A 17,081-nucleotide genomic window follows, 5' to 3' on the forward strand; every position below is an offset into this window, starting at 1 on the left:
CTGCACGATACAATGGGGTGTACAACTCATTGCGGCTTTTAAGCTACACGGGACACAAATTTCATTCATATTAATTTTTTAAGATGTGCTGGGGCAGGAGGTCTTGCTATATCCTTACTGAGGCTTCCTACCGAGCATCATCGAAATACAGTATGTTAATGCTAAAGAAAATATTGATTTTTAAGAAACAGAGAGTATAAAGAATAACTAACCATAGAAACAAGAAAGCCCTCTTAGCACTATAAGTATTGTGGAATTTACGCAGTGCAGAAGAGAGCCTAAAATTTAACGAATTAAATCTTTTCAAAAGTATGAAAAAAAACTTTTGCAGCCTGAGTCATATCCAATTGGCTTTTGGCTTCACCTTGCTCGCCTCCGGCGTAGCAATAGGGCAGATGCGTGTGATCACAGGCACTGTTACAGATAATACTAATAATAAACCCATTTCAGGGGTAAGTATATTTCAGGAGGGCAGTGATACGGTTGCTACTACCAATAGTTCTGGTATTTATAGGGTTCAGGTGTCGGGTGAGAATCCTGTCCTTGTCTTTAAGCATCCTATTTATCCTGAACGAAAAGTTTCTTTAGGAGATAGAGTATCTGTTGATTTATCATTGGGTAATGAGAATGAGAATGAAAAACAGAATGGGAATGGGATTGGGAATGAGAGAAAGAATGAGAAAGCAATAGAGGAGGTTATTCTCAATGCAGGCTATTACAAGGTTCGGGATAAGGAGAGAACTGGTAGTATTTTTGGGGTGTCAGCAAAGGATATTGAAAACCAGCCTGTCACGAATGTCCTTGCTTCAGCGCAGGGGAGAATGAGTGGGGTTTCCATTACTCAGAATTCGGGAACACCGGGAGGTGGATTTGATATTCAGATCAGGTGAAAGAGCAGCATCCGTCGTGAAGGGAATGAGCCTTTGTATATTATTGACGGGGTGCCTATCCTTTCTGAATCGTCATCTTCTTATCTTGCGACAATCCTTCCGTATAGATAGATAAGTCTGCTCAATGCAATCAATCCTAATGATATTGAGATTTTTGAATATTGAAAGATGTCGATGCGATGTCGATTTACGGGAGTCGTGGAGCAAATGGGTCATTATTTACAAATCCTTACATGTGGCGCAGATTTCATTCATAGTATATTCTTTCCGGTGCCCTAAAAGTCACTGCTTACAGAACCTCACCAGTCTTTTTCATACCAAAGGGCATCAGGAAAGTTTTACCAAAACAAGATCAAAAAACTACTCAACTTAAAAATAGAAGAAAAAAGAAAGCCCCTCCCCATACAGTTTGCAGACCTAAGGGAAAGAGCGAAAATCAGAAATAAGTAATTAATAATAATATTAAAAACCTTTACAAATCTATGAAAAATTCCTATTACCATATAGGAGGCATTTTCTTTGGGCTTATGTTGACTGCGGTAAGCAGCAACACACAAGCCCAAACACGCACCATTTCCGGTACCGTTACTTCGTCCGGCAAACCTCTTTCAGGAGTAAACATCTCCGAAGAGGGCAGCGATCAGGTAACAACCACCAGCGAAAACGGAACCTACCGATTGGAGGTTACAGCAGAAAATCCTATCCTATTGTTCAGACACCCTGATTATGCCGAAGAAAAAGTTTCAGCCACTAATCAGACCGTCGTCAATATCAGCTTAGAACAACAAGTAAAGGGAATCGAAGAAGTTATTCTCAATGCCGGCTACTACAAGGTTAAAGACAAGGAAAGAACCGGTAGTATCGCCAAAGTTTCAGCAAAAGACATTGAAAACCAACCTGTCACCAACGTGCTCTCTGCATTACAGGGACGAATGGCAGGAGTGAATATTACCAGCACCAGCGGTAACAATTCCGGAGGCTTTGATATCCAGATCAGAGGCCGTAACAGTTTGCGCAATGTCACCAACAGCCTGATCAACGGCAATGAGCCGCTGTATGTCATCGACGGTATTCCTGTTGGGGGACAGCTCGCTACCGGTTATACGGTCGGCTTTGAGCCAATGCGTAACATCAACCCGCTCAATGCCATCAACCCCAACGATATTGAAAGCATAGAAGTCCTTAAAGATGCCGATGCGACAGCAATCTACGGTTCACGGGGCGGGAATGGTGTTATTCTCGTTACGACTAAAAAAGGGAGTGCGAAAGAGGTAAAGTTCAGCCTCAACACCAGCTACAGCCTCAGCAGGGTAGCCAACAGGCTGGAAATGATGAGCACCGAACAATATTTGCAGATGAGGCAGCAAGCCTTCGTGAATGACGGGATCGCCACATTACCTGCTACCGCGTACGATATGAATGGGCGATGGGACCGGTTCCGATACACCGACTGGCAGAAGACCCTTATCGGCACTACCTCAGAAAATTCACAAACACAAATGTCCATCAGTGGCGGTGGCAACCGTTCCTCCTTTCTGATCAGTGCCTCTCATCAGGAGCAGGGAACCGTTTATCCGGGGAGTTCCGGATACAAGACCAATGCTCTTAACAGCAATTACAGTTACAACAGTACTGACCGTCGCTTTTCGCTAACGGCGTCCAACTACCTTACTTTACAGTCCAACAATGTGATGAACAGTGATTTTACAAGACTGGCATTATCGCTTGCCCCCAATGCACCTGCATTATATGATGCTGAGGGAAACATCAATTGGCAGGAAAATACGTTCAGCAATCCTTTGGCAGCTCTCAACGGAACCTATGAAGCAAAAACCCTAAGATTGAATCAGGACATCAGTGCTGGATATGCCCTCTTAGATAATGTAAAGCTAAAGCTTAACGGCGGTTTCAATTACTGGAGCTTACAGGAAACCACGCTTTCCCCCAACACCATGTTTAATCCTGCATTTCCGGCAGGTGCGAGTCCGGCCAGTTCTACATCAGCCGTTAATAATTCAAACTTCATCTCTTACCTCTTGGAACCGCAGCTTACATGGAGCAGAAATATCAGCAAGTCCAAAGTAGAAGTATTGGCCGGAGCTTCCTATCAGGAAACCATTTCCAAATCATTGGCCGTCCGGGGGACGGGTTATTCCAGCAATGCCCTGCTTCATAATATGGCCGCTGCTTCAGTGATCAATATTGAAGGCCTGAATGAAAGCGAATACCGTTACGCAGCTGTGTTCGGAAGGATCAACTGGAACTACGATAAAAAGTATATCCTTAACATTACCGGCCGTCGGGATGGTTCCAGCAGGTTTGGCCCTAATAAGCGTTTTGCCAATTTTGGGGCATTGGGCGCTGCATGGATCATATCCGAAGAACGTTTCCTTAAAAATAAAAGCTGGCTGAGCTTCGCAAAGCTAAGGGCAAGTTATGGTATTACAGGAAGTGACAGGATAGGGGATTACCAATATTTGAATACCTATTCAGTCACCACGTCGCCTTACAATTCTGTTTCTGGCTTCGCTCCTTCCAAACTTTTCAATCCTGATTTTTCGTGGGAGAAAACAAAAAAGCTGGAAACCGCATTCGAAGCATCCTTACTGAAGAACCGCATTAACCTTACGGCATCATGGTACAGGAATCGCTCGTCCAATCAGCTGGTCGGCGTGCAATTGCCACTCATCACTGGTTTCTCTTCCGTACAGGCGAATCTGGATGCCACCGTAGAGAACAGCGGATGGGAGCTTGAACTCAACGCCCAGATCATAAGAAGTTCTCACTGGCAATGGAGTTCAGGATTCAATATCTCATTTCCGAAAAATAAGCTCATTTCATTTCCAGGTTTGGAAGGCTCCCCTTACGCCACAACGTATGCCATAGGACAGCCGACCACGATCCTCAAACTTTTGGAATACCAGGGCATTGATCCGGCAACAGGGCAGTACCGCTTTAAGGATGCCAATAATGACGGTAAGATCTCGATTCTTGACGATGCGCAGACGGTAGAGAATATAGGCGTAAAATTCTTCGGTGGCTGGCAGCATGAAATAAAATACCGCAATCTCTCATTTTCATTCTTGCTTCAGTTTGTCAAGCAAAGACAAACCAACTATTACAGGGATATGAGCGTACCGGGAACGCTTTCCAACCAACCCGCTGTGTTTACGAATGTGTGGTCAGCAGACAATCCCAACGGAATCATTATGCCTTATTCGTCAGGAAGCAACCCTGCGGCTGCCACCCTGACCACTTACCTCAAGTACAGTACTGCTGCTGTTAGCGATGCATCCTTTATCAGGCTAAAGAATATCCAGTTGAATTACAGTATTCCATTACAGGGAAAACTATTGTCGGAAGCTAAAATATTCCTGCAAGGGCAAAACCTCCTGACATGGACTAGTTATTTCGGAATCGATCCCGAATTCCTTCTGACCGGCTATACGCCGCCTTTAAAAACCTATTCTATAGGTGTTCAAATTACTTTTTAAAACAATTATTATGAAGAATAAAATAATAAAAAACACAATTCTTACCGTAACAGCATTGCTCTGTTATGGTTCTTGCGAAAAGATGGTGGAAGTTGATTTTCCGATCAACCAACTTACGACCAGCCAGGTATTCGAATCCACCAGTACCGCTGAAGGTGCGCTGTCGGCATTATATGCCGAAATGCAGTCCTTCTCTGTTATAGCGGGCGGTTCTACGGGCACAGGCGGCCTGTTGGGAAGCTATGCAGACGATTTGGACGGATACGATATATATTCCAACAATGCATCGATGGATTTGTTTAATAATATCCAAAACCCGTCCAACACCACGGTAAAGCTCGTATGGGGCAACGCTTACAGACAAATTTATATGGCTAATGCCATTGTCGAAGGGCTGGAAAAATCTTCAGGTATCGGAGAGAAAGATAAAAACAGGATCAAAGGTGAGGCTATTTTTATCCGCTCATTGATCTACTACTATCTTACTGAGATTTTTGGCGATGTCCCTTATGCAACCTCTACAGATTATTTTATCAATCAGTCGCTCTCCAAAACACCCTCTATTGAGGTTCTGCAGCATCTATCCCAAGACCTTTCAGCGGTAAGCCCTCTTTTAGACATGGACTATCGCAATACGGAACGGATTTATATCAACCGAAAAACAGTTGACTTATTGTCATCGCTCCTATATCTCAGGTTAAAACAATGGAACTTGGCAGAAGGGTTGCTTGGCGGGATCATCACATCGCCTTTATATGGTTTTCCTCTGGATCTTTCAAAAACCTTTAAGAAAGACGGAAAGCATATCTTATGGCAGCTCAAGCCTATGTACGCCAATACTGCTACCCCTGAGGCATCCCTGTACAATTTTTCGTCCGGCGTGCCAAGGTATTACGCCGCATCGGAAAATCTGCTTGCCGCCTTTTCAACGGCAGACCAAAGGAAAGCAGCCTGGCTGTCTCCGGTGGTGAGCGGTCAGAAAACCTATTATAAAATCAATAAATACAAAACCATTACCGCCAATACCGATGAGTATTCCATAGTATTCAGGCTTCAGGAAGCTTATCTGCTGATGGCGGAAGCCCTGGCACAGCAAAATAGGGTACAAGAGGCTGTCAATTACCTTAATGCCATCCGTCATTTAGCGGGATTAGCAGATATTTCGGGAAGTATTTCAAAAGAGGATTTACTCGAGGAGATCCTTGCAGAAAGCAGAAGGGAATTCTTCTCGGAAAGGGGCATCCGTTTCCTACACCTGAAGCGAAGCGGAAAACTGGACCTCTTACACCAATCCAAGCCTAACTGGAAAAACTACCATTCATTATGGCCGATCCCCCTATCCGAATTGGCACTTAACCCATCACTAAATCCTCAGAACAATGGTTACTAATCTCAATATAAATTTTTTTTTACTCCTGATACTTTTGCCATTGACAGTATGGGCTCAGGGAAATATGACAGCAAATCAAATTCCTGACGCCCTTAAAAACCATCAGTTTGGTATTTCTGCACTCCAGTTATCACCTGACGGCCGGTTTGTAATTTTCAATAAATCGTATGAACAGAATAGGGATACACTGGCAGTAGTTGATAGCAAGGATCCCAAAAACATTATACTTCAGGTGCCCAATAGCCATTCAGTCCGTTTTACGAAATCGGGTGACTTATTCTTTTGCAGCGGGGATGATGCAGAGCTGATGAAACTGCCATCTAAGAAGAGCAAAAAATGGAAAGGGGTGACTGCTGCACATTATTTAAGAAAGTTCAACCATCTGGCAATAGCAAGGAATGATTCATTGATTATCAATGATGAGCACGGCAATATGATACGGGTTATACCCTCAATTGTCAGTAGTAGATTGACAGATGGAGAAATTTTTTATATGTCCAAAGACAAAAACCTATACCGTCTTTGGTGCCTGGAGAAGGACGGTTCTTTGTTATTACACAGTTCGACTCAACCTTTACTAATTGGAAAGAGGATATCTAGAAACGCATTTATCATTTATGAGAAGCACCATTCAGGATTTAAGATCTTTTACCGGAATGCTTCTGGCCATACAACGAAAGAATTCAGGTATGACGATGCAAAAGGTATAAAGTCAGCAGCGATGACACCTGTTGAAATGGATGACAAAAATATTTTCCTTACCCTCAACTTCTTCTCAGAGCCAAGAGATAAAAGCCAAGTAGAATTATGGTATGGCAATGACAAGAAGATCGATCAAAGATTTTTTGATGATGCTGAAAATAAAGTACTTATTTGGAACCATGTTACCGGAAAGGTTACGGAAGTGCAGGATAAGGAACACAGTCATTTGGTATATGTGGGTAACCCGACGTACTTACTCTCGTTTGATCCTTATCAATATAAAGATTACATCAATGAAGCTTTCCCTATCGCAATTTTCAAATACGATATCGCTTTAAAAAAACATGAGTTTCTTGTAGAAGCGGGAGGGGCTATCTATACGGATCCTAAAGGGAAATTTCTTGTAACCCCTAAGAATGGGCAATGGATGATGTTAGATATAAGTAGCGGAGAGAAGAAAATGCTACCGGTAAATTCGTCCCGGCGCGTTTATTTTTCCCAGGACGCTGAAAAACTTCTCTTTGAGAATGAGGGAAGCCTTGATATATATGATATGGCATCAGGAAAACATCAAATTGTGAAGCTTCCTCCTGGTTTTAGAAGCAAACTGATCAATGGCGACCAACTTCCAATAAGCCCGGGTTTTCCTATTTACAAAGCCTCTTTTACCAATGAAAAAGATGTTTTGCTTCATCTTTGGAAAAAGGAAGATAATATGAATTCCATAGCTTCTTTCAATGGAAAAATACTTAAAACAATAATACCTCCTACGCAAGATTATATTTCTGAAATGTTCGATTATTCTTCAAGGTCACAATTTTTATTTGTATGCAGCAATATCAACAAACCACCAAGTATATGGCTGCAAGGGAAGGTTGAAAAAATGCTTTACAATAGTGTAGGTCAGGATATCAAAGCCTTGAAAATTAGATCAGAATGGATCACATCTCGAAATGAAAAAGGGGTTGAATTAAAAGGGGTACTGATGTATCCTTTACACTTTGATAAAAATAGGAAGTACCCCATGGTGGTTTCCATTTATGAAAGCCAGCGATCCGAAAGCAATCAGTATCTCGTTGATGGAATGTTTGGGAGCACGGAAGGAATTAACAGCAGGTATCTGATTGAAAACGGGTATTTTGTTTTCTTGCCTGAAATTGTCTATGATGATAGGGGTGCGGGACGATCAGCTTTGGACTGCGTTGAGAGTTCGTTTAAAGTATTGAAAAATAATATTTCTATTGATTTTTCAAAAGTCGGATTGGTCGGGCATTCCTACGGTGGCTATGAAAGTAATTTTATCGCTACACAATCTAAGTTGTTTGCAACCTATGTTGCAGGTGCAGGCAATAGTGATTTGGTAAGATCATACCATTCATACAATTATCTTTGGAATGGGCCTTTTTACTGGCAATTTGAAGGCGGTCAGTACAGAATGCCGGGTAGCTTTACAAACTATAAAAGCTTATACATTGACAATAGTCCTGTCTACCACGCCGATAAGGTCAATGACCCGATTCTTTTATGGGCAGGCAAAAAAGATGAAAATATTGATTGGCAGCAATCGATGGAATTTTATTTAGCATTGCGCAGGAATAATAAACAGGTTATTGCCCTTTTTTATCCTGATGATGACCATAGTTTAAAAAAATTGGAAAACAGGGTCGATTTGTACTCCAGGATTTATCAGTGGCTGGATTATCATCTTAAAGATAAGCAGGTGGAATGGATAACAAGAATGAAGAACTAAAAAAAGGATGCCTGTAGGCATCCTCTTTTTTTTAATTAGCTACGCTGTGCGTTAGTATATTAGGGCAGCTTGTGCCGTTAAAGATGCGCAAAGCCTCTGTTCCCGGTCCTGAAACCGTACAATCGAAAGCTCCATTATTGTCACAAAACTTTGATACGGGCTGACATTGTTCCACTTCATTGGGTCGGAACAGGTATCCTTGAATATCAACTGAATTGGTATTCTTTTTTGTTGTAGAGGCAAATGCACTTCCTACACCTACTGTAGCAATTACCAGTGGTAAAATTGCTGATCTTAGCTTTTTCATAATATTTTGATGTTTTAAAAATTTTTGCCTACTCTGTTTTATGGTTTTTCGGCTTACCCCCATTCATCCCATCAGTTAGTGGTTTTCTTATTTTGTAACGGATGAGATCATTTCCGACCAGAGCGAAGAAGTACTGATCGGTGACAAGCATATGAGACAGGGATTTACCGCCGCGGTGCTGTACATAAAAACTGCCCCAGTATTGATAAGGATTAATTTTGTAGACATCAATAATTGATGATGACTTCCAACTTTCTCTAAATTCATGTTTTCCCATTAAGCCTGATCTGTTAAATATAAGCCCATTATGTAAAGTTGTTGATTGATTAACTACTTGGGAGGGTTTACTCATTTTAATTGTACCGTCCTTTAACTTCACTGTTTCTATAGGGGAAACTGAAGTGGTATCAATGGTCTTTACTGTACCTATAAGATCAAGATCACTATTCATCCTTACGATTTGATTTCGGTAGAAATAGATATAATACAGCTCGTTCAAGTTATGGTCGAATAGAAGTTTTCCATCTGTATCAAAATTATTTTGGCTCTTGGACGAAAGAATATTTTTATTTAGTTTGACTTCCGGTCCATCTTGAATAGTCAATAGCCCTAAAACGTTATTCATGCTAGAACCTTCCTTTGTCCTTAAAGCAAAGTGTAGAGAGTCCAAAACGAGGATCTGGCTGAAGAAAGCATCCTGATGACTAATGGTTCTAAGTTTTATTTCGGAAGCTTTTACAGAAACCGCAATAAACAACAGGAACGCTACCGTCAAAACCAAATACCTTATCGCCGAATACCTCATAAGATAAAGACTTAAACGTAAAATGACCTTCCGGAATAATCTTAACCTGCTTGGCTGCTGTTAATCCTACATCAACCTTTAGAATTTGGAAAGGGGATGTCTTATTACCTAAATAGATTGAATCTCCATGATTTCCAGCAAAGTAATAGGAATCAACTCCAAGATGTAAGATATTTTCTTGAATGATAGGATGAGGTAAAAATCTCCTTGTAAAGTTATTTTCTTTCTTGATAATATATTCGGATGAAAAGAAAAGGTAGACTACTATTGCTGAACTGAAAATACCGCTACCTGCCATAAGCCACAGTCGGACAGATATTCTTTTAAATGCTATGTAATCAACTTTTGAATTTCTCATAATGAGAAGCGCGCATCCTGCTATTAAAACTGTGGTAATGTTGAAAATCAAATGTGTTGTCCAACCCATATTTTCCAATATACCACCACAAGAACATGGAACAAATTCGCTATAATAAAGAATTAGATAGATATAAACACTGAAAGCAATCATCAGGCTGAAAGATGCAAAGAGACCAAGCATTCTACTTTTATGTATGCTAAGCAATCCAGCGATTGTCAATTCCACGATAATAACGGTGTATGATATACTACTGGCATATGCACTGAGTAACGGAGACTGTGCTAATTGCACTTGAAATTCTTCAAACTCCAACAACTTACTTACACCTGCATAGATGAACAATAAGATGAAGAAATAAGATATCATGGTAACAAAAGTCGTTGTATAATCTTTCATGGTTCTGATTTGTAGTTTTTAACAGGTAATGAGTAGTTTCCAATGGGTCTTCCTTCCGCAATAGTCTGGCATCAGTTCGCCTTTACATAGGGTCACTGTTGTTCTGAAATTCCCCATACTTTCCCAAATGCCGCTTGCCGGACATGGTAAGCCTGTGACAGCTGATATGGTAGTACAGGGAATCATAGGTTATTTCTATCGGTCAATTATTTGAACTGGGCGCCAATTGTCTCCGTCTCTAACCGGAGGGTCAGGCTCAGGATCTGAAATCTGTTCCGGTGATTTTGTAGAATCCTGACGTATTAGTAAAGTTTTTTGTACGTCGTCAGGTCGATCATGACTTGACGTGATATCTTCATCTCGATTGCTGCAGCTTTGCATACAAACTGAAGCTATTGTTATACTAAAAATGGGGATAAACTTTCTCATTTTAATTTTTTTTAATTGGGTTATCCCGGCCGGATTGAATTAGAATTCTGAAGTCAAAGTTATCGGGCTGACGCCTTGAAAAAAACTGCTTAACGGCACAATTTTAAAATAGATACGTCTCAATTTTAAAATTGAGACACAGATAAAAACTCCTTATGGTATTATATATCAATGATTTGTGAGTTTTGCTCCCTGAAAGCTTCCCCTTCCTTGAAAACGGCTATATGTAGAGGTAAAAATGTTTAATTTTGATATGGTGAGGTTCTAATAATCAGTATATGAAAAAGTTAAATTACTTTCTCGTCCTATTTTCTGCATTTTCGCACCTGTTATTTTCGCAGCAAAAAAAGGAAAAGGATTTCAGTGAGATCAGAAAAAACTACGAAAAAATGACCATCGACGACATGGATGCGATGCCTTATGTGAAATTGTATATCCAAAAAGCGAAAAAGGAAAATAACATTCCCAAATTAATTCAGGGTTATAGGGACGGAAGGCAGTTTGATTACCGTAACAAGTGTAAATATGCTGACAGTGCCATAGCGATTAGCTTAAGGCATGGAACAAATGATGATATCAGCAAAGATTATTTAAGCAAGGGAATCATCTACTATTTCTATCAAAAAAAATATAAACTGGCGTTGGACGAGTACCTGAAAGCCTATGAATATTCAAAAGGATCGGAAGACGAGTACCACCATCATAAGGTCATTTATCATTTAGGCATTGTCAAAGAACATTTGGGATATTATGAGGAAGCCCTGGAACACTTTCAGGAATGTGTTGCTTTTTACGGCTTAAAATCAAAGCAGAAACTTCATGCGAATGAGCAGTTTAATTACAAGAAAGCGTATGTAAATAACCTTCATCAAATGACGGTCATTAACAGGTATCTTAAGAACTTCACCAAAAGTGACAGTCTTGGCAAACTAGGATATCAACTGACGTTAGATGATCATGATTTTACGCTTGAAAACAGCTATTTTCTTAAATGCATCGGCATTTCAAAATTTCTTAAGAAAGATTATCCTGGGGCAAAGAAAGATCTGGAAAGATCATTGCCTGTTATTTTAAAACGAAATGACTTCGCGTGGGCTTCCGTAATTTATTACTATTTAGGCAAGGTTTCCGAAGCTCAAAATGATTCAGGTCAAGCCATCCATTATTATAGTAAAATAGATACAATCTTCAAAAAGCATGAATTTATACTGCCGGAGGTTTACAGGAGTTACAATTATCTCATTGATTATTATAGGAATAAAGAGGTAAAAAAAGAACTTTACTATACTAATCAACTCCTTAAGGCTGATAGTCTGATCTCCAAAGACTATTCTTATCTGTCTTCTAAGCTTCATAAAGATTACGACCGTAGAACATTGATCGAGCAGAAGGAGGATCTTGAGAAAGCCAGCAAAAGAAAAATTAGGCTTGCCCAGATCCTGATATTCTCAGGAACCATTGTTCTTATTTTTTTTGCTGTACGTTATAGCCAGGACCGGAAAATAAAAAAACAGTATCGTTTACTTCAAAAAAGGATATCGGAAGGAACATATAATGTCAACGATATTATACATGAAGAATCTACTGAATACAACTTAAGAAAAACTTTTTTGACCCCGGAAATGACCCTGGAAATCCGGGAAAAGCTAGCCAAGTTCGAACAGGAAATGCAATTTAAAAAGAAAGGCCTTACCCAGAAGAGTATTGCCAACAAGTTGGGTACGAATTCCCACTATTTATCCATATACATTAATGAAAATAAAGGGATGAACTTTAACAAGTATATGGCAGAATTGAGGATCAACTACATTACTTATCTGCTCAATACCAATAACAAATACCTCCATTACACAATCGAAGCATTGGCAGAGGAGTGCGGGATAGCAGCCCGTCAAAATTTCTCCAACCTGTTCTTTGAGATCAATGGGATACGACCGACCGATTACATCAAGAAGCGGAAACAGGAACTGGGGATCAGTTGATTATGGTATCAATACGCGAATTTTTGTAAATTTCTAAAAAAAGGACATGGTAACAAAAACTATTTTTAGAAAAGTCACACAATTACATGACGACTTAGAGTTGAAGATCAATGAAGCGTACGACGATAATGGGGATATGATGAAAGTAGCAGAAAAATCCTTACTACTGATCGATGAATCCATTAGAACGTTAAAGGAAATGATATCAACGCACCATTTTGAGAATCTCGCTCAAGAGGTACATTTTTTTAAAAAACTCAAGCCTCAGTTTATTTCAAAATTTATTTACTATTCCACCATTTTGGATATCGAATCCCATAAGCCGAATGCAGGGAACAAGGCCTTAAAAAAGTACTATGAGGCCGAGCAGGAGAAACTGAAAGTCTTTTACCTCGAGCAGGCAGAGTTTTACAGTTATTACCGAAGAGAGGCGACGTACCTTGACCATAAAATATTTGTAAGGAATTCTTACGACCTGAAAATGAAATTATCATTCGGGTTCTACAATTTTGATACGAGCTTTACTACTTCGCACGATCATGTGATCGCACGATTCATTGCCAATCAGCAATTGGGACAATATTTAAAAAAGCAGATCGAAAATTTAACAGACAATATTACTGCAAAGGCTTTATCTCCTCTGGTTTGGTCTTCATCTAAAGTAGGCTTAATTGAATTGGTTTATGCGCTGTATCATATGCGTTGTTTTAATGGCGGAAATATTGAGTTAAGTGAAGTTATAAAATTTGTAGAGAAATCGTTGGATACTGATCTTGGGAACTTTCATAAAACCGTGTTTGAAATCAGAAACCGTAAACAGGGACCTACTAAGTTTTTACAGTTAGTCAGCGATAATCTTAACCAATTTTTTCAAAGTACTGAAAGCGAATGAAATAATGCAATGGCCCAGGTTTATTTTACTTTTTTGTTTAAAATCTCGATGTCTTTTGTTGGGGAACGATCCTTTTAACGAATGTTTAACTTTCTGACCAATTTATTTAGGACGATATATAAAAGTAATAGACGTACATTTATCACCTATTAAATTAATGAAAGATGGGGATATTTGATATGTTTACGCAAGAAATTGCAATTGATTTAGGAACTGCTAATACCCTGATAATACATAATAATAAAATCGTTATTGACGAGCCCTCGATTGTAGCTATTGACCGCTTGACAGGAAAAGCCATTGCAGTTGGGACACAGGCAAAACTGATGCAGGGTAAGACTCACGAAAATATTAAAGTAGTTCGGCCGCTAAAAGATGGTGTTATTGCAGATTTTCATGCGTCTGAGCATATGATAAAAGAATTTATCAAACAGATTCCTCAAATAAGAGGCAAATTTATACAGCCCACACTTAGAATCGTAATATGCATTCCCTCAGGAATAACAGAAGTTGAAAAAAGGGCAGTCAGAGATTCTGCTCAAAAAGTAAATGCAAAGGAAGTGATACTCATTTATGAACCTATGGCAGCAGCCATTGGGGCCGGTATTGATGTTGAAAGCCCGGAAGGGAATATGATTGTAGATATTGGAGGGGGAACCACTGAAATAGCTGTTATAGCATTAGGGGGAATCGTGGTCGACAGATCGTTAAAATTAGCGGGTGACGTTTTTACCAATGATATTTCTTACTTTATCAGATCCAATTATAATTTAGATATTGGTGAAAGAACAGCTGAGAGGATTAAAATTGAGATCGGTTCCGCATTGGAAGAATTAGATTTTACTTTGGATGATATTTCAGTTCAGGGAAAAGATCTTCTTACCGGCAAACCAAAAGAAATTATGGTCAGCTATAAGGAAATTTTTAAAGCCTTGGATAAATCCATTATGAGAATTGAAGACGCTGTTATGGAAACACTTTCCATTACTCCGCCGGAGCTTGCAACAGATATATATAAAACAGGTATTTTTCTTGCAGGAGGCGGTGCGCTTCTGAATGGATTAGCCGATCGAATTCATAGAAAAACAGGATTGCCGGTTTTTGTAGCAGAAGATCCTTTGAGAAACTGTTGTTCGTGGGACAGGCATTGCTCTTAAAAATATCAATAAGTTCAGGTTTCTTATGAAATAAAATGATGTGAAATAAGTGCTGACTTTAAATAAAATTGTGAAGAATCAAGATACATAATATTCATAGATAGATTAGGATCTTATTTTATTTGAGAAAATTTTGTACAGTCCGATCAAGTTTGTACATGCAATTAAATGACTGCATGAAATTATAAAGGGATTACATTGGTTTTACTCTTGAATAATCAGGTAAAAGTCAGCGGAATAAAAACCCATATAATAAGCGATTTCAGATACTGAAAGATTGATGCTTGATCATATATATTTTGCCGTTTCAATGAACCAGTTATGTTGTTGTGTATTAATATTAAAAATTATTGTTCTGATTGATTAAATGTTGCAGATCCGGATCGTTTTTAATGCGTCCCATTTCACTTTCAATAATCAAAACAATATCCTTCTTAACCTGTTTATAATTAACTTGGATTTCCTGCGTCGTCATGTCTTCTCCCTGCTCATCCTTAAAAGACAGAATCTCAGGGATCTTCTGATAATTTTTAGTTTCAGCAGTTACTTTTTTATTATCTACTACGATTTCGGCGTGAAACATTTTCTGTTTAATACGTTCGTCAAAATTATCTGAAACAGCACCTACGAAAAACCCTTGTGTTAGCGTTGATATCTTTGATGCCGGAATCAGGCTATCCAACTGCGTCGAAATGGAAGTTGAAGTATCATTTCGATTGATGGATATACTTTGCCTTCGCTGTAAAACTTTACCAAACCTTTCCGATAGCGCTTTTGCGGTTTCGCCAACAACTTGCCCGCTGAAAATGTTGCCGACCGTGTTTTGAATCACCTTGCTTTCTTTATCGCCATAGTCCCTTGCCAGTTGAGAAAAATCCTGGAATCCAAGACATACGGAAACCTTGTTGCTTCTGGCGGTTGCGATCAGATTATCCAATCCTCTGAAATAGATGGTGGGTAGCTCATCAATGATAATCGAACTTTTCAGCTGACCTTTTTTATTGATTAATTTGACAATTCTTGAATTATAAAGTCCCAATGCAGCAGAATATATATTTTGCCGATCAGGATTATTCCCAACACATAATATCTTGGGCTCCTTCGGATTGTTAATGTCCAAAGAGAAGTCATCTCCTGTCATCACCCAATAGAGTTGGGGAGAAATCATTCGTGACAAAGGAATTTTTGCCGAAGCGATCTGCCCCTGCAACTGATCCTGCGCGCCGCCCTTCCAAGCATCCATAAAAGGGGAGAGGTAGTTTTCCAGGTCGGAATAGGAAGTCAGGATGGTAAATACATCCTCATATTTTTTATTCAGCAGTTCGATGGCATGCGGAAAAGTACAGTATTTGCCGTCCCTATAGATCTTTAAAAACCAAATAATTGCCGCTAAAAGGATAATTGGGCTTTCCACAAAAAAGTCACCCTGCTTTTGTATCCAGCTTCGGTTAAGATTCAACATGATCGTGTAGGCTGCTTCATAGGCATCAGAAATGTCCGTCATAAAATCAGGATTTAACGGATTACAGCGATGGCTTTTTCGAGGATCATCAAAATTGATGATATAGAATCTGGGTTTTACAGTGTAACCCTCTGAATGATTTAGCAGATGGTTGTAAGCGATGGTAGAAAGGTCATCGAACTTGAAATCGTAGATATACATGGAGAACCCTTTCTCAATATGTTGTTTTATATAATTATTTACTACAGCGTATGATTTTCCTGATCCCGGAGTACCCAGGACAATGGTGGCGCGAAAAGGATTTACAACGTTGATCCATCCGTTATGCCATTTCCCTTGATAATAAAATTGGGTTGGCAGATTAACCGAATACTCGTTATAAAGTAGCTTTCTCTCTTGTTGAAAGCTTTCATTTTCATTGTTGAAGACATCATCCATCAAATTATGTTTTAGAAGCCGGCTCATCCAAACACCGGCCATCATCAAGAAAATATAACCCGAGCCTGTTGAAAGAATATAAAAAGTAGCTGCGAAATCTACTGACAGTTTTAATAAGGGTGTATTAAAAAAGAATAAGGCAACGCCAAAACCTAAAACAACAAGTATCTTCCGCCATGTAATCTTTTCATTTTTCACCCCTTTCGTTCCAAGACAGCTCAAACCGAGCAATACCCCTGCAAAAAATTTTGAATACAGCGGATTGCCAAATAATCCTGTTGTCCTGTTAAAGTTCTGTAGGATCTTATTGACAAGCTCTAAGCTCCATCCTCGCTCTGCGAAAACCCCATAACAAAACCAATATAAATGAGTGATAATCAGTATAACACTGACCGCTCTCATAAATGCCATTATTTTGGCAAGCCCCCTTAGGTCGTCTTCTCCCTGCATGCTGTGAATTTTTAATTCTCGACAGTGAATTTACGACCTGTAATGACGGACTAATTGAATGTGGCAGGTAAGCGCTCAAGGTGGCAGTGTTTTTCTTACGCTATTTTTTCAAGTTTCTTTTGGTCAAAAATGATTATCATTAATCCAAACCTTACTTCAATCGTTAGGAATTTGTA

10 protein-coding genes and 1 pseudogene are annotated in these 17,081 nt (G+C 39.4%); 7 read left to right on the forward strand and 4 right to left on the reverse strand.

The window, feature by feature from the left end; all coding sequences use genetic code 11:
- Positions 1-395: 395 nt before the first annotated feature.
- From J3D55_RS11465 to J3D55_RS11480, 4 genes are all read left to right on the forward strand, one after another.
- Positions 396-890: a carboxypeptidase-like regulatory domain-containing protein gene (locus J3D55_RS11465; RefSeq protein WP_259131197.1), complete on the forward strand. Its 495-nt coding sequence runs from the start codon at positions 396-398 to the stop codon at positions 888-890.
- A gap of 482 nt (positions 891-1,372) precedes the next feature.
- Positions 1,373-4,384 carry a SusC/RagA family TonB-linked outer membrane protein gene (locus J3D55_RS11470; RefSeq protein WP_259131199.1) on the forward strand — a complete coding sequence of 1,004 codons (3,012 nt, stop codon included), beginning with the start codon at positions 1,373-1,375 and terminating at the stop codon, positions 4,382-4,384.
- 10 nt (positions 4,385-4,394) lie between these two features.
- Complete coding sequence (locus tag J3D55_RS11475; protein ID WP_259131201.1) at positions 4,395-5,774, forward strand: RagB/SusD family nutrient uptake outer membrane protein; 1,380 nt, start codon at positions 4,395-4,397, stop codon at positions 5,772-5,774.
- Positions 5,764-8,226, forward strand: a complete 2,463-nt coding sequence (locus J3D55_RS11480; RefSeq protein ID WP_259131203.1) for an alpha/beta hydrolase family protein — start codon at positions 5,764-5,766, stop codon at positions 8,224-8,226. The genes J3D55_RS11475 and J3D55_RS11480 overlap by 11 nt, the downstream gene beginning before the upstream one ends.
- 31 nt (positions 8,227-8,257) lie before the next feature.
- Here the strand turns inward: J3D55_RS11480 and J3D55_RS11485 are convergent, their stop codons facing one another.
- The 3 genes from J3D55_RS11485 to J3D55_RS11495 all read right to left on the reverse strand — a co-directional run bounded on the left by J3D55_RS11485 (position 8,258) and on the right by J3D55_RS11495 (position 10,095).
- Positions 8,258-8,533: a DUF6520 family protein gene (locus tag J3D55_RS11485; protein ID WP_259131205.1), complete on the reverse strand. Its 276-nt coding sequence runs from the start codon at positions 8,531-8,533 to the stop codon at positions 8,258-8,260.
- A gap of 28 nt (positions 8,534-8,561) precedes the next feature.
- The gene (locus J3D55_RS11490; RefSeq protein WP_259131207.1) at positions 8,562-9,158 is read right to left on the reverse strand and encodes a hypothetical protein; all 597 of its coding nucleotides are present in this window, start codon (positions 9,156-9,158) and stop codon (positions 8,562-8,564) included.
- An 88-nt stretch (positions 9,159-9,246) separates the two neighbouring features.
- Positions 9,247-10,095 (reverse strand): MauE/DoxX family redox-associated membrane protein, encoded by an 849-nt coding sequence (locus J3D55_RS11495; protein WP_259131209.1) that lies wholly within the window; start codon positions 10,093-10,095, stop codon positions 9,247-9,249.
- 818 nt (positions 10,096-10,913) lie between these two features.
- Here J3D55_RS11495 and J3D55_RS11500 point away from each other — a divergent pair.
- From J3D55_RS11500 to J3D55_RS11510, 3 genes and pseudogenes are all read left to right on the forward strand, one after another.
- Positions 10,914-12,506 carry a helix-turn-helix domain-containing protein gene (locus J3D55_RS11500; protein WP_259131211.1) on the forward strand — a complete coding sequence of 531 codons (1,593 nt, stop codon included), beginning with the start codon at positions 10,914-10,916 and terminating at the stop codon, positions 12,504-12,506.
- 46 nt (positions 12,507-12,552) lie between these two features.
- Positions 12,553-13,398 carry an RteC domain-containing protein gene (locus J3D55_RS11505; protein WP_259131213.1) on the forward strand — a complete coding sequence of 282 codons (846 nt, stop codon included), beginning with the start codon at positions 12,553-12,555 and terminating at the stop codon, positions 13,396-13,398.
- A gap of 164 nt (positions 13,399-13,562) precedes the next feature.
- Positions 13,563-14,589: pseudogene (locus J3D55_RS11510) on the forward strand (rod shape-determining protein).
- A gap of 306 nt (positions 14,590-14,895) precedes the next feature.
- Here the strand turns inward: J3D55_RS11510 and mobC are convergent.
- Positions 14,896-16,905, reverse strand: coding sequence for a conjugal transfer protein MobC (gene mobC, locus J3D55_RS11515; RefSeq protein ID WP_259131216.1), 2,010 nt, complete (start codon positions 16,903-16,905; stop codon positions 14,896-14,898).
- Positions 16,906-17,081: the final 176 nt, after the last annotated feature.

The sequence above is a fragment of the Chryseobacterium ginsenosidimutans genome (genome assembly GCF_024807225.1).
GTDB classification, from domain to species: Bacteria; Bacteroidota; Bacteroidia; order Flavobacteriales; family Weeksellaceae; genus Chryseobacterium; species Chryseobacterium ginsenosidimutans.